General features: G+C 66.2%; 17 protein-coding genes and 1 tRNA gene. 4 read left to right on the top strand and 14 right to left on the bottom strand.

Annotation, left to right across the window (positions count from 1 at the left end):
• Positions 1-922: 922 nt before the first annotated feature.
• The 8 genes from ACFWF1_RS15530 to ACFWF1_RS15495 form a co-directional block, all read right to left on the bottom strand.
• Positions 923-1,408 (bottom strand): hypothetical protein, encoded by a 486-nt coding sequence (locus ACFWF1_RS15530; protein WP_379282621.1) that lies wholly within the window; start codon positions 1,406-1,408, stop codon positions 923-925.
• Between the two features lie 593 nt (positions 1,409-2,001).
• A complete protein-coding gene (locus tag ACFWF1_RS15525) occupies positions 2,002-3,033 on the bottom strand; it encodes an amidohydrolase family protein (RefSeq protein ID WP_379282619.1) in 1,032 nt (343 codons plus the stop codon).
• A 624-nt stretch (positions 3,034-3,657) separates the two neighbouring features.
• Positions 3,658-4,539 carry a cyclase family protein gene (locus tag ACFWF1_RS15520; RefSeq protein WP_379282618.1) on the bottom strand — a complete coding sequence of 294 codons (882 nt, stop codon included), beginning with the start codon at positions 4,537-4,539 and terminating at the stop codon, positions 3,658-3,660.
• A 194-nt stretch (positions 4,540-4,733) separates the two neighbouring features.
• Entirely contained in the window at positions 4,734-5,165 is a 432-nt protein-coding gene (locus ACFWF1_RS15515; protein ID WP_379282616.1) for a pyridoxamine 5'-phosphate oxidase family protein, read from the bottom strand.
• Between the two features lie 242 nt (positions 5,166-5,407).
• On the bottom strand, positions 5,408-5,704 hold the full coding sequence (locus tag ACFWF1_RS15510; RefSeq protein ID WP_379282614.1) for a hypothetical protein: 297 nt from the start codon (positions 5,702-5,704) through the stop codon (positions 5,408-5,410).
• A 266-nt stretch (positions 5,705-5,970) separates the two neighbouring features.
• Positions 5,971-6,936 (bottom strand): zinc metalloprotease, encoded by a 966-nt coding sequence (locus tag ACFWF1_RS15505; RefSeq protein ID WP_379282613.1) that lies wholly within the window; start codon positions 6,934-6,936, stop codon positions 5,971-5,973.
• A gap of 231 nt (positions 6,937-7,167) precedes the next feature.
• Positions 7,168-7,240 (bottom strand) — tRNA-Asn (locus ACFWF1_RS15500).
• A gap of 78 nt (positions 7,241-7,318) precedes the next feature.
• Entirely contained in the window at positions 7,319-8,257 is a 939-nt protein-coding gene (locus ACFWF1_RS15495) for an endonuclease/exonuclease/phosphatase family protein (protein WP_379282611.1), read from the bottom strand.
• Between the two features lie 143 nt (positions 8,258-8,400).
• On the opposite strand from ACFWF1_RS15495, the gene ACFWF1_RS15490 reads away from it, so the two are divergent.
• The gene (locus tag ACFWF1_RS15490; RefSeq protein ID WP_357382767.1) at positions 8,401-8,541 is read left to right on the top strand and encodes a hypothetical protein; all 141 of its coding nucleotides are present in this window, start codon (positions 8,401-8,403) and stop codon (positions 8,539-8,541) included.
• Positions 8,542-8,594: 53 nt separating this feature from the next.
• Here ACFWF1_RS15490 and ACFWF1_RS15485 read toward each other — a convergent pair whose 3' ends face one another.
• A complete protein-coding gene (locus ACFWF1_RS15485; RefSeq protein WP_379282610.1) occupies positions 8,595-9,413 on the bottom strand; it encodes a hypothetical protein in 819 nt (272 codons plus the stop codon).
• A 165-nt stretch (positions 9,414-9,578) separates the two neighbouring features.
• On the opposite strand from ACFWF1_RS15485, the gene ACFWF1_RS15480 reads away from it, so the two are divergent.
• Positions 9,579-9,824, top strand: a complete 246-nt coding sequence (locus ACFWF1_RS15480; RefSeq protein ID WP_107654933.1) for a hypothetical protein — start codon at positions 9,579-9,581, stop codon at positions 9,822-9,824.
• A gap of 55 nt (positions 9,825-9,879) precedes the next feature.
• Here the strand turns inward: ACFWF1_RS15480 and dnaG are convergent, their stop codons facing one another.
• From dnaG to ACFWF1_RS15455, 5 genes are all read right to left on the bottom strand, one after another.
• Positions 9,880-11,808, bottom strand: a complete 1,929-nt coding sequence (dnaG, locus tag ACFWF1_RS15475; RefSeq protein WP_379282609.1) for a DNA primase — start codon at positions 11,806-11,808, stop codon at positions 9,880-9,882.
• A 37-nt stretch (positions 11,809-11,845) separates the two neighbouring features.
• Positions 11,846-12,028: a hypothetical protein gene (locus ACFWF1_RS15470; RefSeq protein WP_379282608.1), complete on the bottom strand. Its 183-nt coding sequence runs from the start codon at positions 12,026-12,028 to the stop codon at positions 11,846-11,848.
• A gap of 129 nt (positions 12,029-12,157) precedes the next feature.
• Positions 12,158-13,417, bottom strand: coding sequence for a deoxyguanosinetriphosphate triphosphohydrolase (locus ACFWF1_RS15465; RefSeq protein WP_379282607.1), 1,260 nt, complete (start codon positions 13,415-13,417; stop codon positions 12,158-12,160).
• Entirely contained in the window at positions 13,417-14,097 is a 681-nt protein-coding gene (locus tag ACFWF1_RS15460) for a YdcF family protein (RefSeq protein WP_379282606.1), read from the bottom strand. Before ACFWF1_RS15460 ends, ACFWF1_RS15465 begins: the two co-directional genes overlap by 1 nt.
• Positions 14,098-14,189: 92 nt before the next feature.
• The gene (locus ACFWF1_RS15455; RefSeq protein WP_379282605.1) at positions 14,190-14,867 is read right to left on the bottom strand and encodes an MBL fold metallo-hydrolase; all 678 of its coding nucleotides are present in this window, start codon (positions 14,865-14,867) and stop codon (positions 14,190-14,192) included.
• A gap of 206 nt (positions 14,868-15,073) precedes the next feature.
• Here ACFWF1_RS15455 and ACFWF1_RS15450 point away from each other — a divergent pair, with 206 nt between their 5' ends.
• Both ACFWF1_RS15450 and ACFWF1_RS15445 read left to right on the top strand, forming a co-directional pair.
• On the top strand, positions 15,074-17,053 hold the full coding sequence (locus ACFWF1_RS15450; RefSeq protein ID WP_379282604.1) for a TPM domain-containing protein: 1,980 nt from the start codon (positions 15,074-15,076) through the stop codon (positions 17,051-17,053).
• 44 nt (positions 17,054-17,097) lie between these two features.
• The gene (locus ACFWF1_RS15445) at positions 17,098-17,916 is read left to right on the top strand and encodes a MerR family transcriptional regulator (RefSeq protein WP_379282603.1); all 819 of its coding nucleotides are present in this window, start codon (positions 17,098-17,100) and stop codon (positions 17,914-17,916) included.
• Positions 17,917-17,929 lie beyond the last annotated feature (13 nt).

Below are 17,929 nucleotides of genomic sequence, written 5' to 3'. Positions count from 1 at the left end.
TCACTCGTTCCGACTGAAGTCAGCGTGGAGTCGTGCGATGCAAAACGACTTGCGCCGACGTGGACGTTCGGATGCCGACCGCCGGTAATCGGGCGTTACCGGCGGTCGGACAGACCGGTGTTGGTGCGTCGCGTCAAGCCGGGACCGAGTATCAATACACCGGACAACTCTCTCCGGCAGACTAGTTGAGTTGGCAAGAAGTGCCGGTCAGTTCCCTATCCTTGATGACAGTTTTGGCGCAAAGCACGGAGCCGGAGGACTTTCTCTTCCTGAGGTCTGCCCTCTTGCGGTACGCAACGAGGGTGTTCGTGGCTTCTCCCTTGCTGTTTACGTGCCCACCTGTCGGGGAGCATCCCGAGGCTGTGAGCGTGCCGTCCTGGAGTTTGGCGCTATCGCAGTTGTAAGTCGTCTGGTCTGCCGCGTAGGCATCCGGTGCTGTCAATAGCCACGATCCGGCAGCCAACCCAAAAACGGTCACGAACGCTGCGAGTCGCCCCGAAGTGAAAGGCAATCCGTCCTCCTGATCCTCGGGGCAAACCAGCCAATCCGACTCGCCTCCAATGACCTATTCGTTCCCGAACAGCCTTCGGATCGGGTCTTACCAGGTATCGTTGCCGCCGCCTCTAGCGACATCAGCACCCACGACACGGCGCACACTCGACGCCCTACACGAGACCACTGAACGCGCGGGTCGCGGCATTATCGGACGTAGTTCGCGCGGCGGATCCTGGCGCTCTTATCGCTCCCTATCGACGCGCGGCGTGGGCGATCAAGGGTTCTCTGCCTTCTCCAACAACGCACTATAGGAGAGGTCGCCGCCGTCTAACGCCCTATCGCTCACTCGTTCTGACTGAAGTCAGCGTGGATGAGTGAGGTGCAGAACGTCTTACGCTGATGTGGGAGGGTGCGCTGTCGCGCGAGGTCAGCCAGCGAGGATCTCGCGGATCTTTGCGACCGCCTCGACGACCGCCCCGTCGATCAGTTTTTTGTTCTTTGCGTACATCACCTTCGCCTTCGGGTGCGACTCCGAGATCTTCTTTTGCTCCTTCGCTATCTCCGCTTGAGCATCTTTTGTGCACAGATCCTCATACCGTTCTGCCACGGCTTCCGACGACTCGAAGGAGGATTCAATGATCGGCATGATTTCTTCGGCTTCACCTGCCAAGAGTTCTGTCATCACAGGTAACGCTCCGTCGGAGATCCTTTTGACCGTTTCTTTGTCCAGCTTGTTCGACGCACAGTACTCGCCCAAAAAGGCATTGAGATCCTTCATTGCTGAAGACGGGGCAATGACCTCGAATGCACCCAGCTGCACTGGTTTCGGCGGCGCGGCGTGCGCCGAGGAAGCCAACGTGACCACCCCTGACAGAGCCAGCCCGGCGACCGCGCCGATGATGAACGCCCTCACCGGAAAAGTGGTCGCGGAGTTGCGGTAGATGTTTGCGTAGCACATGCTGCACTATTCGTTGCCGCGCCCGTCACGGACGGGGACACACTTCGCCTCAGGCCCTCGACAATCAACGGTTCAGGCGGCGCGACGACCACCGCCCGCCCCGACGGCACGTTTCGCGTACAGAGCGCACTTCCACGTCGGCGGGCCGCGCACGCCAGTAGTCCACCGCGTCCCGCCTGATATATCCCTGCGCAGCCAAAGCCCCCTGGCAAGATCGACGTCGCAGGGTTTGTCGGCGGGCCTTCCGCGCGGCCAAAATCGGTGATGGACGCACGCACATCGGCATGAGCGCGCACTCCCGGCGGTCGGGAATCGCTTGGCCGGTTGATCTTCCGCAGACTTGCGCTGGCCACTTCGGACCGCGCGGGTCGCGGCATATCGGACGTTGGGCTGACCGCAATCGTCACCGACCTCCGAGGTTGACCACACAACGCCCGTGTTCGCCGATGGTGGGTGTACGACTGGACCCGGTTTGCAACCCGACCGGATATCCGGGCATCAAGGGCCCCGGGACCTCCGATGGGTTGCTGGATGATTCCGGCGCAGCGTCATAGGCCGAACAGTCGCTGGGCGTTGCCGTGGGCGATCTTGCGCCGGTCCGACACACTGATGGGCGCGCGCTCGAGCCATTCGGCGGCGTGTTTCATTTCGGCGTACGGGTAATCGACAGAGAAGAGGATTCGGTCCGAGCCGACGAGCAGCAGTGCGGAGATCAGGGTCTGATCGCTGAACGCGCCGGAGGTGGTGATGTAGATATTGTCGGCGAAGTACTCGGCCAACGTTTTGTCGGTCTTCTTGCCGTACGGCAATCTTTCGAAGATGTACTGGGTGCGCCACAGTGTGTACGGGAGCAACTCGCCGAGGTGGCCCAGGATGAGGGTCAGGCCCGGGAACCGGTCGAACAGGCCACTGAAAATCAGCCTGAGCGTGTGGTTGGCGGTCTCGACTCCGTAGGCCCAGGCAGCCCCCGTGCCGAACTCGGGGTGACCGTCGTAGGCGGGCACCGGAGGCAGGGCAGGTCTGGGATGCAGGTAGATGGGGGCGCCGAGATCCGCGGCGCCCTCCCAGAACTCCAAGAAGCGGGGGTCGTCGAGATACTGGCCCCCGCCGTCGGGGGTGCTGGTGTAACCATTGATCATCGCGCCTTTGAAGCCGAGCTTGTGCACGCACCTCTCCAACTCGGAGGCGGCAGCTTTAGGCTCCTGCAGTGCGACGGTAGCGAAGCCAGCGAAACGGCTGGGGTGCCGGGCGACCCGATCAGCGAGGAAGTCGTTGATCTCTCGTGCGGTGCTGACGGCTGCAACGGGGTCGGTCATCCCCTGAACGCCTGGAGTGGTCAGCGACAGGATCGACACGTCGATTCCGTGCGCGTCCATCTCCGACAGCCGGGTCTGCTCGAAATCGGTGAGCAGTCCCCACAGCATTTTCATCACCTCTGCCGGGACCCCTTCAGACCTGCTCAAGGCGACAAAGTCCACGTCACCGGCGGGGGTCTTCTCCAGCGCTGAGGGGTGGCCGAAATGTTCCTCGAGCGCGATCGTCCGCAGTTTCGGCGTGTTCGACGTCGTGTTGTCGCTCATGACCCCTCCGGATTGTTGACCACCTCTGTTTGCCTCAGCTCGGGCACAACAGATCACCGATTACGTATCTCATCGATAAGCTCGACAGCCTCACCGGATTTGTCACCAGCATGTGAAGCCTGCCGCGCTGCGGGGAAGGCCCACACGAGGAAGATAATCGGAACAATCGTCAGATCCCGGAGGCTGGGTTCACCGCCAGGTGTTCTGGCGTGGCGATGACGTCGGTTGTGTCGAGTCACCGCTCCTCGAACATCCTGTAATCGGCAATACCGGACGTTCTGCGCCGCAGTCGATCTCCCCGCGCAGACCGCCCGCCCAGCGCGCGCGTACGCCTCTGCATTTCGGTTCGGCGCGAAATTCGGGTCTGCGGATACCGATTCATACAACGGCAGTTCCGGACACCCGCAGCGGCGATTGCGGACGTTCGCAGGCCCGCTGTCTCATTCTCGTCGAACTGCTTGGAACGCTAGGAAGTTCTGATCCGTTGCGAGCAGGACTTTGCGGAGGGTGCCGCCGGGCGAGCGCGCAGCTGTGCTGCCATGGCATCGCTCGGCGCGCGTGATCGCGGTCAGCATTCGGCCGAGGTCGGCGACCGAGGCGTTGGCGATCGGCCCGGTCGCGTGGTCAGAACACGGCGATGGGGTTGACCGCGACGCCGGTCAAACCGTGGATGCGCGGCGGGCCGACGGTGAGCAGAAAGCTGTAGCGCTCGAGCTCTGCGCACAACTGTGCGAGATCGTCGAGCTGCGCGCCATCGATGAGCGGCATCGCCATCCGACCCAACGCGACACCGTGCATCGGAGGCGGTCCACCCGGGTCCAGTGGTGGGTACGCATCACCCCGGTCGCCCGTGTAGAGCGCTACCCCGCGGCGGTCCATCCAACGCACTGCGTCGAGGCTGATTCCGGGCGTCGGCCGGCCCGGCATCAGCGGGTCGGCCGGCCAGCCGAACCGCACCGCCAGCGCGTCACCCGCCCGCACCTCGACGCCGTGGCGCTGCTCGGCCTCCTCCAAGTCGCGCGATGTCACCGCGTGCCCGGATGGGAGCGGCGCTTCGACAGCCAGATCCAGCAGCACACCCCGCGTCACGATTCCGGCAGCGAAGGCGGTCGTCGAGGCGAAAGTGACGCCCGCGGCCGTCACGACCTGGTCCCTCGGGCGACCGGGATACACCTCGCCGTCGGTCGACCAGTGCGCCAGCGCATCGATGTGCGTCGACTTCGCGTGATGATTCGTGACCAGCAACAGATCGGCCGCCACACCCACTCCGGTGTGGGACATCATCTGCTGTACCGGAGAGACCTCCACCGTCGTCGGCGCGAAAGGACTGCTGATCATCGGGTTCGGTGTGATCGGTTGGGCCAGCGACACCCATCGGCCGGTCCGCACCTCCGCGGCGGCCTTCGCACGCACGTCGTCGTCGATGAGATTGAGCGTGCCGAGTTCGTCGTCGGATCCCCACCGGCCCCAGTTGTCGGGCAGCTCGAGATCAGTCGTATCGGCCATGTGGTCGGGCCCCTCTCATCACGATCCAGAACGTCACGGCGCAACACCCTGCGGGACAAGCTGTTTCGCGCGTCAAGACCGTACAGTACGCCACGGAGCGAGGCCAGGTGCTGACCGAAGCCCGCACTTCGGCATCTCCGTGTTGATCTCCGGGTACCTCGCGGGGGCCGCCCGGATCGCGCGTCCCGCGAGGATTACGGGCCCGTCATGAGTCGATCCGGTGTAATGACCAGCGGGACCGTGAACAACTCAGCGAAGGCATTTGGGGTGCCGAACAACGCACCGATGCGCTCGAGATACTTCGCCATGTAGGCGGGATTCTGGTCGGCAGGCAGCACGCCCATCCCAACATGAGCGTCGCCCGCGATCCGAACGTTGCTGCGCCCGATATCGGTCACATCCAGGCCGAACGCCACGTGCGGATTCGCTGCCAGGTTACGCAGCTTCTGCTTGCCCGCCTGACTGTAGACGAGCACGGTCTCATCGTCCTGCAACAGGAACCACACCGGCACGCTGGACGGCCGTCCCCGAGGGTCGACCGTCGTCAGCCACGCCATGAGGTTCGACCGAAGCCTCGCCTCGACCTTCTCACGCTCGGATGACGCCAGATGCTCAGTCAGCTTCACAGACAACACCTTAAGTCGACGGACCGACACGAATCGTGGACCAACCCCTCCAGCGCCGAGCGCGAATCCATCGCGATCACCGCTCGAAACGCCATACGGTGCGGTCCGGCTCAGCCAGTCGGTAACACACCTGACCGAGATGAGCTGACTTGGGCAACGCGCGCCAGGCGGCATACCGTGCGTTCGGTCCAAACGAGATGTGCCGCTACCCGCGCGGGTAACGGCACCACCAAAAGCCGCGCCTACCTGTTGTCCACACCGAAACTGAGACCCTCCGGGGGCTCTGACAATTCAATCTCGTCCGGGACTTCCTCGAAAAGGGTCAGGAGGACGTCAGGCCCGAGGGCCCTCGCTTGCCGACTCTGGACCTGTTCGAGGGTTTCGGCCTTGTAGATCGCTACCGGGGCACCTGAATCGGTCTCCACTCGAATGCCGCCCGGGATGACGTTGCCGCCGGTCACCGTGATCACTGGCAAGCCGTCTCGATACTCCAACGCCAAGCGTGGCTGGTCATTGCTCTTCTGATCTTGCTCAGACATGCCGGTTGCCCTGCCTCTCAGTCGAATCACTCACTGCCACAACAAAGGTAGCCGTTGATGTCGAGCCCACTGGATCGAACGCAAACGTTCGTGAGATCCGGATAAACAGCCTCGAGCTTGCGATCGATGCTGCTACGGCTGCGACGTACTGAAATTGGCAGAAGCGACATTGAGAAGTGCTGCCAGCCAGCCGGTTTGGACGATCGACCAACGCGCGGGTCGCGGCAGAAGAGGGTGTTCGCGCCGAGTATGTGGTGCGGCATGGGTCAGGCGGGGAATCCTCGATAGGTCGCCAGCTGGTCGCGCATCCGCGTGATCTGGCCGGGGGTGAATTGGTTGCGGCAGGCGTCGTCGCTCATGTCCATGTAGTTGTGGATCGGGTCATTCCCCGGGAGGTCTGGGCAGCTGTCCCGGCCCTCATGGCAGCCTGACGCGGGAGAGCGTTCTGCCGGGGTGTCATCGACGTAGTCACCCGGCGAATCGCATCCGCCCTGGAAGGTGTTGTAGAGCCCCACCCAGTGGCCGATTTCGTGGACTGCGTTGATGCCCAGGTCGATAGGCTTGAAGGAGCCACCCGGCAGTGTGTCCGCGGCGATGACCACACCATCGTCGGCAGAGTCTTGCTTGACGGAAGATGGGAGTGTCGACCAACCGAGTGTCCGGTAGCCCCCGGCTTCCGCGGGGAGCCCGACCGTGTAGAGATTGAGATCTGCCGTGCCGCCCTTACGCAGCGCATTCTTCATCTCTCGCTGTTGCTCGCTGTCGGGCTTGGCATTGTCGAACCAGTTCGCGTTGAGTGACCGATCGATACTCACCAGCCTGAACTGCAAGCCAGTGTCACTGAAAGCGGTATTCAGCACGTCCACCTGCCTGGAGATCTGGGCGTCCGGGGCGTTGCCGCCGGCGCGAGAGTTGTCGCGGTAGATCACGTGCACGACGACATTGATCGTCGCCGGGGCTGCTCGGGCCGCGATCAGCTGCTGAACAGTTGAGCGCTGGTGAAAGTCCTGTTCGGCGCGGGCCGCCGCATCCGGGCTGAGCGTGGTGGTCTCGTCCATGGTGCCTCTGGACTCGGACACGGGACGAATCACGCAGTCGTCGTGCGCGCCAGTCGCATCAGCGATCGCGTCGGCCGGGATGACCAGGTGCGCTGCCGGAGCGCCGGCTACCGCTACAGCGCCGGGCAGGCAGCCGACAAGGACCAGTCGGCCAACATAGTTGAGCACTCTCATCCGAAGCCCTCCTTATTGAAAACCGACTGATAACGAATCTGATTCGTACCGGACGGAGGTACGGATGGGTCTCGGGACACGCCACATGAGATGGCGTACAGCACGGCCATCAAGATCACACAGGGAAGGGACACGCGGAGACTTTTCGCCGACTTTTTGTCGACTCGGAGGGTCTTGGTACGAGTTCGGCCCCTGACCGGGATGATAACTCCTGGTCAGGGGCCGTTCAGGCTCCCCCATCTGGACTCGAACCAGAAACCTGCCGATTAACAGTCGGCTGCTCTGCCAATTGAGCTATAGGGGACTATCCTTGGCTCGTCTGTGCTAGGCGGGCCGAGGAGAAACTTTAGCGTATGGGCGGGCGCCCGCCCAAATCGCGTCGCTACCTGCTGACTTGTGGGGTCAAGTTGAGGGTGGCGGTGGCGGCGCGGTGGTCGCTGCCGGTGGTTCGGCGGACGGTTGCGTCAAGGGGGGTGAAGCCTCGGGTGAGGATGTGGTCGGGGCGGGTGAGGGGGAAGTCGGCGGGCCAGGTGAAGGCGAGGCCGGTGCGGACGTCTTGGAGGGTTTGGGTGAGCGGGGCGAACTCGGGGTCGGTGGAGGCGGTGTTGAGGTCGCCGAGGATGAGTAGGCGGTCCGACGGGTCGCGGGCTACCAGGTTGATGAGGGTGTGCAGGGTGCGGTTGCGGGATTCGGTTTCGCCGAATCGGACGGAACCGAGGTGGACGGCGTAGACGGTGATGTCGCCGGTGGGTGTTTCGATTCTGGCGCGTAAGGCGCGAGCCCAGCCTTGGCCTAGGTCGAGGCGTTCGACGTCGTCGAGGGGATAGCGGCTCCACAGGCCGACGGTGCCGACTGTGGCGACGTGCGGGTGGTTTCGGTCCAAGGCTGCCACGACGGAGGGGCGGTTGCGATCGGTGAGTTCCTGGACCGAAATTATTGCGGCGTCGGATAATTCGGCGGCGGTGCCGTGCGCGCCGAGGTTTTGGGTGGCGACACGTAACACGCCGGTGGATGACCCGCCGTACGGCTGTTCGATGATTTGCGGCACGAAAAGTATCGACCACGCCAGGATCGGTATCACGACAGCGGCAAGGCCGATCTTGGAGCCGGTGGCCAGCGCGGCAGTGGCGAGGAGCAGCGCCGGGACCAGCAACCACGGCAGAAAACTGCCGACTACCTGGCGAATCCCGCCGATCTCCGGCAGCACTCGATGGGCAACGAGCAGCCCGCCCAGGAGCGCGGCGGCCGCGGCGAGGGTCACGTCTCGGAAAGTCCCGTGCAGCATGACGCCAACGGTGGCCGCGCTAGATGAGAGGTTCATGAAACGGGGCGTGTTCGACCGTTCTCACATGGAAGTAACGGTACGGCCACCATCGGGGGCGAGTATGAATACATAGACGCTGAGCGCGTGGCGAAGTGGGCACTCCTCAGCAACCCGCTGAGCAAAGGAACGAGGAGGCCGACATGAGCGAGTTCACATGCGGCGATTGCTGGCGCAACGAGAATCTGACATTCGCGCAACGATTGGATCCGGCGCTCATCCGCCGGAGCACGCGACAGCTGTGCGAGGAGCATCGGGCCAAGCGAGAAGAACTCGCCGCCTGAGCTACGTCCGGTCTCGACCCCTGGTCGGGTGACCCCGGCCAGGCCGACACCGTCTACTTTCGGCGGATCCACCCCTGTGCGATATCGCCGAGGTTCCACCACGAAACATGGTGCGGGTCCTGCTTTTCCAGTGCCCATGCGGTGGCGAGTTGATCGAAGAACGCGTCGTCGCCCGTCTTGCCGCCCTTCGGCTCGCCGATGAAGATCAGCCGTTCCCCGCCGGCCGCCGCGAAGTCGCGCAGCGCACGCGAGGCCATCGGATCGCCCCAGCCGGGCGGCCAGCACAGGAAAAGCACGCACTCCGCTTTCGGCGCACCGGCGTACTCGGCCGCATCACCGACGCGATGCCACACGTCCCGCTGGCCCGTTGCTCCTGGAAACGACAGGTTCTCGGACTTGTCCGGCGGTTCCGAATCGAACGCCGCGACATCGACGCCGAGCCGTGCGAGCTGCCGTGCCCAGTACCCCCGACCGGCACCGAGCTCCAGTACCCGTCTCCCCTCCGCGAATCGCTGCACCCAGCTCAATGTTTCCGGCGACGGCACGGCGTAGGCGTACACCGACTGCAAGATCGTCTGCGCGTACCCCAGACGCGCACTCCCGTTGGACCGACCACCATTCACCACCCGACGATCACCGTCCATCCGCACGGACGGCCCGACGATGTCCCAGTACGGATCAGCGGACTCCCCACCCGTCATGAAGTGCACAAACCGCAGATCGAACGCAGCGTCCGCACCGGCATCACCCAGCATCGGCGCGGTATCGAGATAGTCCGCAACCTTCGGATACTCGGTGCGGAGTCGATGATCGTCATCCAGCAGCGCCGCCAGCTCGTTCCGGCGCTCGGTCGTCAGCGAGAGGCCAGTCATGGGCTCGATTCTCGCTGGCCCCTACCGCTTTCCGTGATCGGTTGCCGAATTCACGCACCCAGGGCGCGCGCGAGAGCTGCCCGAAGCCGCCATCCGGATCGACACGGCCACCGCGCGTCGGGCAGGATAGAGCCGCGAACAGGCAACTGGGAGGAGCACATCGAGATGCTGCGGTTGATCATCGGCGTGGCGGCCGGGTATGTACTCGGCAGCAAGGCCGGGCGGGCTCGCTACGAGCAGATCAGCGCCGCGACCCGTGCGCTGTCGGAAAGCCCGGTGACCCGCAAGTTGGTGCTGGTCGGCAGGCAGAAGTTGTCGGACAAGCTCAGCACCAAGCCGCGGCTGGAACCGATGGAGCCGCTGGACGAGCGCACCACCATCCTGGTGCCCCAGGATCAGCTGCGCCGCTGAGCACGGCGCCCAAGGCGACTCGCGCACGAGACCATCGAGTGGCAGGAATGTGTTACTAAGCCCCGGTGGCAAAGTCGTTGTGGTTACCCATCGCCTGGGTCAACAGACTCTTGCGGTATTGCTCCAACGCCACCAGATCCCCGAACAACGCCATGTAAGCGTCCTGCTGCTCAGTGGACGACACCCGCTGCAGTTTCGACTTCAGCTCGGCGATCTGGCGGCCCACCCAGGCCTCCTGTGTCCGCGCCAGCACTCCGGCGACGAACCGCGGAATACCGGCCGCGTTCTTCACCGGCAGCGGCTCGTTCGCCAGCTCGGACAGCAACGCACGCATGGTCAGATCGTCGGTGCGATCCGCAACGGCATTGACCCACTCGGCACCGCCGAGCCCGGTACCGGTGCCGCCCACCTCGGAGATCAGCAACCGGACCGCCGCGTAGGCGGGATGGGTGAAGGCGTCCGCCTCCAGCGAGTCGAACACCGACCCGGCCATCGCCGGGTACTGCAGTGCCGCCGCGAGCACCTGCCGCTGCGGCATGAGCGTCGGATCGTTCGGATTGGGCCGCGCCGCAGGATGTTCGGCGATCACCTCGGCCTGCCGTGCGGGCGGCGCCTGCCGTCCACCGGCGCTGTTACCGCCGCCCATGCGGTTGCGCTTGGCCTCGTCGCCGACCCGGCGGACCACGGTCTGAATATCGTCCCAGCCGACCCAGCCGGCCAGCTTCGTCGCGTACGCCTTGCGCAGCGCGTTGTCCTTGATCTGCGCGACCACCGGGATCGCCCGGCGCAGCGACTCGACCTGCCCCTCGGCGGTGTCCAGGTTGTGATCGGCGAGCAGTCCACGAATCACGAACTCGTACAACGGAGTACGCCGCGCCACCAGATCGCGGACGGCGCCGTCACCTGAGTGCTGGCGTAGCTCGCACGGGTCCTGCCCGTCGGGCGCCACCGCGATGTAGGTCTGCCCGGCCAGCTTCTGGTCGCCCGCAAAGGCTTTCAGCGCCGCCGCCTGGCCCGCCGCGTCACCGTCGAAGGTGTAGATGATCTCGCCGCGCCAGAAGTTGTCGTCGAGCAGCAGCCTGCGCAGCAGCGCGAGGTGCTCCTCGCCGAACGCGGTACCGCAGGAGGCGACGGCGGTCTTCACGCCGGCCAGGTGCATGGCCATCACGTCGGTGTAGCCCTCGACCACGACGGCCTGGTGTCCCTTGGCAATGTCTCGCTTGGCCAGGTCGAGGCCGAACAGCACCTGAGACTTCTTGTACAGGATCGTTTCCGGGGTATTGATGTACTTGCCCGGCATGGTGTCGTCGTCGAAGAGCTTGCGCGCGCCGAACCCGATGACGTCGCCGCCGAGGTTGCGGATCGGCCAGAGCAGCCGACGGTGGAACCGGTCGATCGGACCACGCTGGCCCTGCCGGGACAGCCCGGCGCCCTCCAGCTCCTTGAACTCGAAACCCTTGCGCAGCAGATGTTTGGTCAGCGTGTCCCACCCCGCGGGCGCGTAACCGCAGCCGAACTGCTCGGCCGCGGCGGCATCGAAATTGCGATCGGTGAGGAACTTGCGGGCCGTCTCGGCGCCGGGCTCGCGCAGCTGAGCCATATAGAACTCGTGCGCGGCGGCGTTGGCGGCGACCAATCGGGAACGAGTGCCACGATCGCGCTGCACCGAGGTGCCGCCGCCCTCGTAGTTGATCTGATAGCCGATCCGGTCGGCCATCTGCTCGACCGCTTCGACGAAGCCGACGTGGTCGATCTTCTGCAGGAACGCGAAGACGTCACCGCCTTCACCGCAGCCGAAGCAGTGGAAGAGGCCGTGATTCGGCCGCACGTGGAACGACGGCGACTTCTCGTCGTGGAACGGGCACAGCCCCTTCATGGAGTCGGCGCCCGCGCGCTTCAGCGCGACGTACTCCCCCACAATGTCTTCGATGCGGACGCGGTCACGTATCGCCGCGATATCGCGATCAGGGAGTCGTCCGGGCACGGCAGTGAGCGTACCCGCCGGGACCGACGTCTTTCACCTATGGCTGCTCGCTCGACCGCAACTCCGGCGGCTCACCCTCGAAGAAGCTGGCGTCGGCGCTCGCGCCGGACCGCTGCAGTGCCTCGAGTTCCTGAAACTCCGGCGCGTCGAACCGGCTGTGCGCGGCGGCCGGATCGCGGAATTCGACGCGCGGCGTACCTCCCACCGACCGCCGCGTCATCCTCGTCACACTCACCGACGCGGGCCTGGCGGACGCGGTGCGCTCGACGCGGCGGCACATCTACGACGCGCTGACGGCGACCGAAACAGCCACGATGACCCGGATCATGCGCAAGCTGCGCGACGCCGATCAGTGACCGAACGACGCCGCGACCCGCTCCAGCCTGCTCTCGGTGTAGGACGCGATCTGGTCCACGATCACCCGCACTCGCGCGGTGTCGTCGTCGGCGGCGTCCCACCACGGCAGCAGCAGCGGATCGAGACTCTGTGGCGCGGCGGCGAGCAAACCTTCGGCGACGGCGTGGATGCGGTCACGTTGGGCGGCTTGGCGGAGTTTGTGGTCGGGATCGGACATGACGTACCGGAGGGCGACGGTTTTGAGCACGGCCACCTCGGCGGCGACCACGTGCGGGACCTCGAGGTCGGCATCGTAGCGGGAGAGGTTGTCGCCGCCGGCGGTCTCGCGGGTGGCGAGAATGGCGGCGGTGGCGAAGCGGCCGACCAATTCGCTCGTAAGTCGTTTGAGCGCAACAGAACTGGAAAGCGTGCCGTCGTAAACGGTCACTGCGGCAACGACGGGTAGCTCCGAAAGTCGTTGGGCCGCAGCCACCAACTCGTCCGCCGACAGGGAGTAGTGCTTGTGCCTGCCGAGGCTGGCCAGCGCATCCTGTTCGACGGGATCGGCCAGCGCGCGCAGATCGATGCGGCCCGCGATCACGCCGTCCTCGACGTCGTGCACGGAGTACGCGACATCGTCGGACCAGTCCATGATCTGGCATTCCAGGCTGCGGCGGCGCTCGGGCGCGCCCTTGCGGATCCAGTCGAGGCGCTCGGTGTCGATGTCGTAGGCGCCGAACTTGGTGCCGGGACCCGTTCTGCCCCAAGGATATTTGAGGGCGGCGTCGAGGGAGGCGCGGGTCAGGTTGAGGCCCGCGCTGACGCCGTCGGCGTCGAGCACCTTCGGTTCCAGGCGGGTGAGGATGCGCAGGTTCTGCGCGTTGCCTTCGAAACCGCCGTGCGCGTCGGCGAAGACGTCGAGTGCCTTCTCACCGTTGTGTCCGTAGGGCGGGTGGCCGATGTCGTGGGCCAGCCCGGCCAGGTCGACCAGGTCCGCGTCGCAGCCGAGGCCGTCGGCGATGCTGCGGCCGATCTGGGCGACCTCGATCGAATGGGTGAGCCGGGTGCGCGGGGTGTCGCCGTCGCGCGGGCCCATCACCTGGGTCTTGTCGGCGAGGCGGCGCAGTGCCGCGGAGTGCAGCACCCTGGCCCGGTCGCGGGCGAATTCGGTGCGGTGACCGGACTCGAATTCGCTGCGCGGCGGCCCGAGTCCGGCGGTCTTGGCGCGCTCGACGACGAGCCGTTCGTAATCGTGTTCGGTATAGCCGTCCACTACTGTCCTGCCGTATATCGGAAGTCCGCTGCGAAATGGGTGAGCTGATACCAGAGCAAAGCGCCTGTCTCCCTGGCGATTCCGTGCGCCTGCGACTCGCGGGTGTAGACGGCGGGGCCCGTCCTGGTCGGCGCGGTCCACGCGTCGAGGCCCTCGTCGCGGGCCATGGTGCGGGTGCGCAGCGAATGCCACGGATCGCTCACCAGCACCGCGGAACCCATGTCGCGGGCCTGCATGGCGGTGGCGACCGCCTCGATGCTGCGCAAGGTGTCCGAGCCGGTCTCGACGGCCAGGATCTTGTCGCTCGGCACCCCGCGCGACTGCAGATAGTTCTTGCCCGACGCCGCCTCGGTGTACAGATCGCCTTCCTGCTTGCCGCCGACGGTGATCACCCGCGGCGCCACGCCAAGCCGGAACAGCCGGTAAGCCTGGTCGAGTCGCGCCTCGAACACCGACGACGGTGTGCCGGCGTATTGCGCGGCGCCGAGCACCACGATGGCGTCGGCCGTCGTGTAATCGTCGATGCGCGCGACCTGCCACACCCGCAATGCCGTCCCGCCGACCAGCACCAACCCCATCAACACCGACCCGGCAACGAGTCGGCGAATCCACCGCAGCACGCCGGCGCCGTAGCCGCGCGGCGGGACGGGACCGGGCGCCGCATCGGCTCGAGCGCGCATCGTTGGCGAATCCACTCCCCAAGTCTGCCAGTACGGGTGCTTCGCCCGGGTTGTTCGGGGATCTACCCGAGTCGGGCAGGTCCGGATCCCGGCTACCAGCCGCGTTCCCGCCACTCGGACAGGTGCGGACGTTCGGTGCCGAGGGTGGTGTCGTCGCCGTGGCCGGGGTAGACGACGGTGTCGTCGGAGTAGCGGGCGAAGAGCTTGCCGGTGACGTCGCGGTAGAGGGAGTCGAAGTCCGCCGGGCTGGTGGTGCGGCCGAGGCCGCCGGGGAACAGGGAGTCGCCGGTGAACAGGTGGACTCGTTGGTCGCCGTCGGTGAGGGCCAGGGTGACCGAGCCCGGCGTGTGGCCGCGCAGGTGGATGACCTCGAAGGTCAGCTCGCCGATGTGGATGTGGTCGCCGTCGTCGAGCAGCCGGTCGGGGCGGACCGGGAGCGGGTCGGCGTCGAGTTCGTGTGCGGCAGTGGGCGCCCCGGTGGCGGCCGCGGTCTCCTTCAGCGCCTGCCAGTGGTCAGGGTGCTGATGCGTCGTGACGATGACGCCGATCTGACCCGGCGCCACGAAGTCGATGAGTTCCGCGACGCGCTCGGCCTCGTTGGCGGCATCGATGAGTAGCGCCGCGCCGGTGGCCGTGCATTGCACGAGGTAACAGTTATTGTCCATGCCGCCGACGGACATTTTGACGATGCGGGCACCCGGAACGTCATGCTGCTGCGGATCGGAACCCGGCGAGACATGACCGGTATACGGGCGATCGATGTTGATCACACCGTCGATGCTATCGACCGGCGCGATCGGCTGCCATTCCGCGCGTTCCCCAGCTGGTCGGCAGCGTTCGGGTCCGCCGGGCACAGCCTCGTCCGAGGCATGCGGTGGCTCGTGCGCCAACGGAATGCACGTGCGTCCGGCCCGGAACTTCCGGTTGCGGCGTTGACCAGCAGCCCGATGGCGCGGTCGCGCGATAGATTCGTGCCATGTCGCTGCCGAATCGTGTTGCCCGCTGGACTTCCTGGGCGGTGCTCAGCGTGCTGTTCGCCGGGGCCGCGCTGGTCGGTGCGCCGACGGGGACGGCGGAGGCGCCGCTGCGGATGGACACTTACGTCGTCGATTCCGCGCGGGCGCTGAACGGCGGGCAGCTCGATCAGGTGCGGTCGGCGGTGGATCAGCTGTATGCCGATCAGCAGGTGCGGCTGTGGGTGGTTTACGTCCGCGATTTCGGTGGGCTCGGGCCGGAGGTGTGGGCGCAGCGCACCGCGTCGCAGTCCGGGTTCGGCGATCGCGACCTGTTGCTCGCGGTCGCCACCCAGGATCGCTCGTACTGGTTCTATGGGGAATTGCCAAGCGGTGTCAGCGATTCCAAGCTGAACAGCCTGCTGACCCGTGACGTGGAGCCCGCGCTACGGGACGGCCGGTGGGCGGATGCCGGTGTCGCGACGGCGGATGGGCTGCAGTCGGCGATGCGGGGCGGCGGCGTGAACGTCGGCTTCCTGCTCGTCATCGGTGTGCTGGTCGTGCTCGTGGCAGGCGGGTTCGTGCTGTTCGCGCGCAAGCGGCGGCGCGACCGCGCGAAGGCCGAGCTCGCGGTGGCGCGCGAGGTGGACCCGGACAACACCGCCGCGCTGGGCGCGCTTCCGCTGGAGGCGCTGCACGCGCGCTCGCGGGAGGCGCTCGTCGAGATCGACAATGCGATCCGCACCAGCGCCGAGGAATTGGAGCTGGCCACCGGCGAGTTCGGCACCACCGCGGCGCTGCCCTTCAACACCGCGCTCGATCACGCGAAAACAGCTGCCTCCAAAGCCTTCTCGATCAGGCAGCGCCTCGATGACGACATCCCGGAGACGCCGGACGAACAGCGCACGCTCCTGGTCGACCTGATCGGCGCGGTCGGCCGCGCCGATCGCGAACTCGACGCCCAGGTCGCCGAATTCGACGCTATGCGCAATCTGCTGATCAACGCCGCCGACCGATTGGACGGGCTGACAAGGGATCTCGTCGAGCTGAAGAGCCGCCTGCCCGCGTCCGAGGCGGAACTGACCCGGCTCACCGCCGCGCACCCGGCCAGCGTGCTCGCCCCGATCCACGACAACGCGACCATGGCGCGCGAACGAATCACCTTCGCGGAACAGAACATCGACGCGGGTCGCGCGGCGCTCACCCAGCCGGTGGGCAAGCAGGGCGGCGCGGTCGCCGCGATCCGCGCGGCGGAGGCAGCGGTCGGCCAGGCCCGCACCCTGCTCGACGGAATCGACAACGCGTCCGCCAACATCCAGCAGGCGCGCGACGGCCTGGCCGCGGTGCTGGACGAGTTGCGCCGCGATATCGCCTCCGCCACCGAGCTTTCCGGCTACGGCGGCCCGGAGCTGGCCGCCGCGACAGCGACCGCGCAGACCACCCTGGACAAGGCCGCGGCCGCCGCGACAGCCGACCCACTCGACGCCTTCCACGACGCGGTAGCCGCCGACGGCGAACTGGACCGCGCCATCGCCGCGGCCACCGATCGCAAACTCGCCGCCGAGGATCTGCGGCGCAGGCTCGACCAGGCACTGACCGACGCCCGCTCCCGCGTGAGCGCCGCATCGGACTACCTCACCACCCGGCGCGGCGGCATCGACGCCGAGGCACGCACCCGGCTGTCCGAGGCACAACGCAATCTCGATGCGGCGCAACAACTCAGCGCCACCGATCCCGCGCAGGCACTGACCAGCGCCCAGGCCGCCGCCGACCTCGGCGGCCGGGCGCTGCAGGCCGCGCAGGCCAGCGTGCGAGCGTGGGAGACGGCCCAACCGGTGTCGGGAACATCGCAGGCCGGGGCGGTGCTCGGCGGCATCCTGATCGACGGACTGCTGCGCGGCGCCGCGAGCGGCGGCCGTCGCTCCGGGTCGGGCGGCTGGAGCGCGGGCTCCTACGGCGGTTCGACGGGCTCGCGGCGGATCAGCCGCGGCGGCCGGTTCTGAGACTTGACCCTGACACCGTGTGAGGTCATAGACCAGGAGTCGTTATGTTCACCATCGGAGACTTCGCCAGACACGGCCGGGTGTCGGTGCGCATGCTGCGCCACTACGACGCGATCGGGCTGCTCCGCCCGGATCGGGTCGACGAGCACAGCGGCTATCGCTTCTACTCCGGCGGGCAGCTGGCCCGGCTCAATCGCCTTGTCGCACTGAAGGATCTCGGCTTCACGCTGGAGCAGGTCGGCCAGATCCTGGACGACCAGGTGAGCGGCGCGGAACTGCGCGGCATGCTCACCCTGCGCCGCGCCGAACTCGAACAGCGCATCGCGAGCGACCGCGCCCGGCTCGTCCAGGTCGAAACGCGGCTCCGCATCATCGAGAAAGAGGGCGCCATGCCTGTCCACGACGTGATCATCAAATCCATTCCGGCGGTCCGGGTAGCCGAATTGTCTGCTGTCGCTGCCGATTTCGAGCCCGAATCGATCGGACCGGTGATCGGCCCACTCTTCGAGGACATCTGCAGGCGGCTGGAAAAGGCCGACGTGCCGATCATCGGCTGCGCCATCGCCTACTACGACCAGCTCGAGGACGGCACAGTGCTCGCGCACGCCGCAGTGCCGGTCGACCTCGCCCCGAGCGACACCCACGATTTCACCGTCGTCGACCTGCCCGCCATCCCACAGGCCGCCACGCTGGTCCACCGCGGCAGCATGAACGAGGTGCTCGAACCCTGGCAGGCCCTCGGCCGCTGGGTCGACGAAAACGGCTACCGCCTCAGCGGCCCCAGCCGCGAGGTAACGCTGGTCTACACCGAAGACACGAGCGGCTGGGTTACCGAACTACAGGAGCCGATCGTCCCGAAGTAGCCCGCGTCTTCAA

Source organism: Nocardia sp. NPDC060255 (genome assembly GCF_042727395.1).
Taxonomy (GTDB): Bacteria; Actinomycetota; Actinomycetes; order Mycobacteriales; family Mycobacteriaceae; genus Nocardia.
Note: the sequence above shows the minus strand (reverse complement) of the source record. Positions and strands in the feature narration are given on the sequence as shown.